The sequence below is a fragment of the Actinomadura rubrisoli genome (assembly GCF_004349215.1).
Taxonomy (GTDB): domain Bacteria; phylum Actinomycetota; class Actinomycetes; order Streptosporangiales; family Streptosporangiaceae; genus Spirillospora; species Spirillospora rubrisoli.
Genome location: NZ_SMKU01000564.1, coordinates 1 through 3,416 on the forward strand (window position 1 = coordinate 1; position 3,416 = coordinate 3,416).

3 protein-coding genes are annotated in these 3,416 nt (G+C 74.6%); all 3 read left to right on the plus strand.

Annotated elements, in window-relative coordinates; all coding sequences use genetic code 11:
• A partial coding sequence (locus E1298_RS49020; RefSeq protein ID WP_207945245.1) for a hypothetical protein occupies positions 1 to 806 on the plus strand: 806 nt, incomplete at its 5' end.
• A 410-nt stretch (positions 807 to 1,216) separates the two neighbouring features.
• Positions 1,217 to 2,137, plus strand: a complete 921-nt coding sequence (locus E1298_RS45335) for a serine protein kinase RIO (protein WP_243726241.1) — start codon at positions 1,217 to 1,219, stop codon at positions 2,135 to 2,137.
• Positions 2,138 to 2,225: 88 nt separating this feature from the next.
• Entirely contained in the window at positions 2,226 to 3,344 is a 1,119-nt protein-coding gene (locus E1298_RS45340; protein WP_131903555.1) for a helix-turn-helix transcriptional regulator, read from the plus strand.
• Positions 3,345 to 3,416: the final 72 nt, after the last annotated feature.

Genomic DNA, 3,416 nt, shown 5'->3' on the forward strand with positions numbered 1-3,416 from the left:
CCCCCGAGCCGAGCGCGCAGATCGCCGAGGCGTACGGGATCCGGTTCCTGTGCGGCGCCGACGACATCGGCCGCGCCGTGACCGAGGTGCGGCGGCGCGGCAAGTGGGCGCGGCGTCTGCGCGGCCAGGAGGTGTCCAGCGCGTCGGCGCCCGCGCTGCTGCTGATCGGCGCCCCGTCCAGCGGTCAGCGGCGGCTGGCGCGGATGGTCGCCCGCGCGCTGGCGGAGGTGGAGGCCTCCAGCGGCGAGGTCCACAGCGTCCACGCCGAGGACCTGCGCGAGGACGGCCCCGACGGGCTGCGCGCCGCGCTGGAGGAGCACTCCGGGCACGTCCTGCTGCTGGACGGCCTGGACGGGCTGGTCCTGGACGAGACGCAGGGGCCGGCGTACGCGTCGGTGCTGTATCGGGCGCGGCTGGAAGGCGTCAACGACACCGCGCTGCTGGCCACGTGCGAGCCGGAACGGGTCGGCGAGCTGTCGGCGGCGTCACCGGAGCTGGTGACGGACCTGCGGGCGGTGCGGCTGCCGGACCTGGCCGACGTCACCGCGCGGGCGGCGCTGCTGGGGCTGCTGGCCGAGGAGCGGCGGCTGCGGATCGGCTCGGACGCCTGGGTCGTCGTGCACCGCGAGGTCGGCGGCCTGCGCGGCCGCGGACGCCTCACCGGCGCCCGCCTCATCGAGTCCTACCTGGACCGGGCCGCGACGCGGCACCTGGGCGGCGCCGAGGCGACCCAGGCGATCGGCGCCGCGCTGTCGCTGACGGCCGCCGACTTCGAGGGCCTGGCCGCCGAACTCTCAGGCACCTGACCCCCCGCCTCCGGCGACCAGCGGCGCGCCCGTCGTCCCACCCGCGCGCCGTCCCCGCCCGCGTACCGTCTCACCCGCGCACTGTCCCGTCCGCGGGCCGTCCCACCGCGAGGTGTCCCAGCCAGGGGACGCATCAGCACGCGACCTCAGATGCGCGACGCCCCAGCCGTGCAGCGCGCCGGACACACGGTCCCAGGCGCGCATCGTTCAGGCCCTGACGCCCCCGGCCGCGCGGCCGCGCGGCCGGGCTCGGCTCCGGTAAATACGTTGCGGGGTCCGGAACGCGCGGGCATGCTGGGTTGATCGAGCGGCGGCGAGCGCTGCCTGGACTAAGGAGGGCTGACGGATGGCCATCACTGTGCTGCGGCATGTCCGCATCAGTCCCGCCTCTTTGTTCAGGAGCACACCCGTTGTCTTCCGAGTACGAACCCTCTGATTCCTCCTCCGACCTCGACTCCCGCTGGTCCGATCTCACCGGTGACGAGCCCCGGGCGGATCCGGCCGGCGCCTTCGTCTTCGAGTTCCATTCGGTCGACGAGGAGCTGGGCCCGGACCAGCGGTGGTCCACCTGGCTGGACGTCGAGCGCGGCGCTCGCGGCCCGGAGCCGCGCCCCTCGTGGGTCGTGACGGAACAGGCCGCGATCGATACCGAGCTCGGCGTCCTCAAGTCCGGCAAGGAAGCCGACGTCTTCCTGCTCGAACGGGCCGTCGAAGCGATCGGCGACAATCCGGCGAAGTCCTCGCTGCTGGCCGCGAAGCGGTACCGCACCGAGGAGCACCGGTCCTTCCACCGCAGTGCGTCCTATGTCGAAGGCCGCCGTACCCGCAACAGCCGCGACAGCCGGGCGATGGCGAAGAAGACCTCGCACGGCCGCAGTGTCGCGGCCGGTCAGTGGGCCTACGCCGAATGGGACGCCCTCAACCGGTTGTGGACGGCCGGTGTCCCGGTGCCCTATCCGGTGCAGGTGGACGGCACCGAGCTGCTGATGGAGTTCATCGACGACGGCGAGGACGGTGCCGCGCCCCGGCTCGCCCAGGTCCGGCCGTCGAAGGAGCTGCTCGGTGTGTACTTCGAGCAGTTGCGCGACGGCATGCGTGAGCTGGCCCGCGCGGGGCTCGCGCACGGCGACCTCTCGCCGTACAACGTCCTGGCGCAGGGCGAGCGGATCGTGATGATCGACCTGCCCCAGGTCGTCGACATCGTCGGCAACCCGAAGGGCATGGACTTCCTGATGCGCGACTGCCACAACATGGCGACGTGGTTCACGGGCCGCGGGCTGGAGGTCGACGAGCAGGAGCTGTTCGCCGATCTGCTCACGATGGTGTTCTGATCGCCTGCGTGGCAGATCCCTTGTGGCGTAGGGGTTTGAGACCTTCTCGCCACCGCATAATGTCGGTCCTGCGGGACACCATGGGGGTGTGAATCGCGTAGACCGGTTGCTCGCGCTCGTCGCCGAGCTCCGCGCGGCCTCCCCCGAGCCGCTGGAGCCGGGCGCGCTCGCCGGACGGCTGGGGGTCAGCGAGCGGACCGTCCGCCGCGATCTGGAGCTGCTCACGCACGGCGGGCTGCCCGTCCGCACGGAGAAGGGACGCGGGCACGTCCTGCCGGCCGATCCGCCGCCGCCCGCGCTGAGCGAGGTCGCGTCGCTGATGGGCCCGGTGCACGACACGCTGGCCGAGGCGGTCCGTACGCGGCGGATCGTCCGGCTCGCCTATACCGACCAGGCGGGGGCGCGCAGCTTCCGCGACGTGGAGGCGCACGGCCTGGTGGTCGCCCCGTACGGGGAGTATCTGGTGGGCTGGTGCCGGATGCGTGACGGGCCCCGCATGTTCCGGCTCGACCGGATCGGGGCGGCGTTCCTGTCGGGCGGCGGCGCGGAGGTCCGCGATCTGGACGACCTGCTGGCGGCGCTGCGGGTGCCGATGCCGCGCCCGCCCGCCGAGCCGGGGCCGCGTGGCCCGGCGGGCGCCGCGCGGGCGCGCGCGTGGACGCTGGACCGGCTGGAGTTCGTGCGGTCCCGGCTGCGGGAGGCCACCGCGGAGGTCCGGGGCGGGCAGGAGGGCGCGGCGGCGCTGCGCGGCGTGCTGGGTCATCTGGCGGAGTGGACGCGCTGGCAGCTGGCGGCGATCCGTGCCGCGGCGACGGACCGGACGCCCGTGCTGGAGGGGCGGCGCCCGCCGTTCCCGCCGGAGTTCGACCGCGAGCTGCCCTACGACGCCCGCGAGCGGATGATCCAGGACGCGATGGCGCTGCGCTCGCTCGGCGAGTTGGCCCGCGACCTGCGGGAGGTGCTGGAGGCCGCGGGGCACTGGGCCGCCGACTGCGACGACGCGCTCTGGGAGCGGGAACTGCCCGACCCGCGCCCGTTCGGCCCACCGGGCCCGCCGCGTCCCCTGGCCGACCTGCTGGCGGGCTGGCGCGGCCCGCTGGCGCACATCGAGTGGCACCTGGACCGTCTCACCGACGAGCCCCCGCAGCCCGCGCCCGAGGACGACGAGGACGCCTGGGTCATCGACCGCTGCCCCCTCCAGGCCTGACCCGACCCGCTCGCTGTGCGGCGGTGATCGTGTGCGGAGTCCGCTGCCCCGCCGCCCGGGCCCCCCGCCCCC